This window comes from Streptomyces sp. NPDC058964 (assembly GCF_042741275.1).
In the GTDB taxonomy this organism is placed as follows: Bacteria; Actinomycetota; Actinomycetes; order Streptomycetales; family Streptomycetaceae; genus Streptomyces.
The window spans coordinates 1-1,032 of sequence record NZ_JBHYKH010001080.1 but is presented as its reverse complement, the minus strand read 5'-3'; the positions used below and the strand labels follow the sequence as shown (position 1 = coordinate 1,032).

The following is a 1,032-nucleotide window of genomic DNA, read 5'->3' as shown; positions in this document are numbered from 1 at the left end:
ACGCGCACCTGGAGAACCCGGAGCACAAGGACAACACAGTGGGCCCGGGCTGGTGGGTGGTGATTTGCGTGTCTCTGTCCGGAGCCGTGCGCCTCACCCTGTTCGACATCGAGCTGGTGTTCAGCAAGGGCAAGTGGGAGGTCGAGACCGTCTCGGCGTCGCTGCGCAACTCCAGCACGGTCGCGGACGACCCGAAGATCACCAAGTTGCTGAAGGACGAGCACGCCAAGGTCGTCGAGTACGTCAACCAGGTCGTCGGCACCGCGACCGCGACCCTGACCACGGTCGACGCCCGCTACAAGGACGCCCCGATCATCGACCTGATCACCAAGGTCCAGGAGGACGTGGTCAAGGCGGCCCTGTCCGGCACCGAGTACGCCTCGCTTCCGGTGGTCGCACAGGCCTCGCCGTTCTCCCGCACCTCGGAGATCCCGGCCGGCGACGTGACGATCCGGGACCTGTCGAGCCTGTACGTGTACGACAACACGCTGGTCGCCAAGCTGATGACGGGCGCCCAGATCCGGGCGTACCTGGAGTACTCGGCGGAGTACTTCGTCCAGACGGCCGCCGACTCCGCCGTCGACGTCGAGAAGCTGACGAACGCGAACGGCCGTCCGGACTACAACTACGACTACGTGTCGGGCTTCCAGTACGAGATCGACATCGCCCGGGCGGCCGGTTCGCGGATCAGGAACCTCACGTACAACGGTGCCGCCCTCGACGACGCCCAGCAGTTCGTCCTCGCGGTGAACAACTACCGCGCGAACGGCGGCGGCGCGTTCCCGCACGTCGCCTCGGCCAAGGAGCTGTGGTCGGAGTCGACGGAGATCCGCACCCGCATCGCGGAGTGGGTGACCGCCAAGGGCGTCCTGGACCCGAAGGACTTCGCGTCGGTGGACTGGAAGCTGACGCGGGACGGCACGCCGGTGTTCTAGCACCAACGCCGTTCAGTTAAGGCCTGGGGCCGCTTGTCAAAGCCGTAGGCAAAGCAGCGGAGCTGCCGTAGAAGAGGTCTGTCACTCCAAGACATCC

General features: G+C 65.9%; 1 protein-coding gene. It reads left to right on the top strand.

Annotated elements, in window-relative coordinates; translation table 11 throughout:
- On the top strand, nt 1–935 hold a 935-nt coding region (locus ACFW2E_RS47795; RefSeq protein ID WP_384478672.1), incomplete at its 5' end, for a 5'-nucleotidase C-terminal domain-containing protein.
- Nucleotides 936–1,032: the final 97 nt, after the last annotated feature.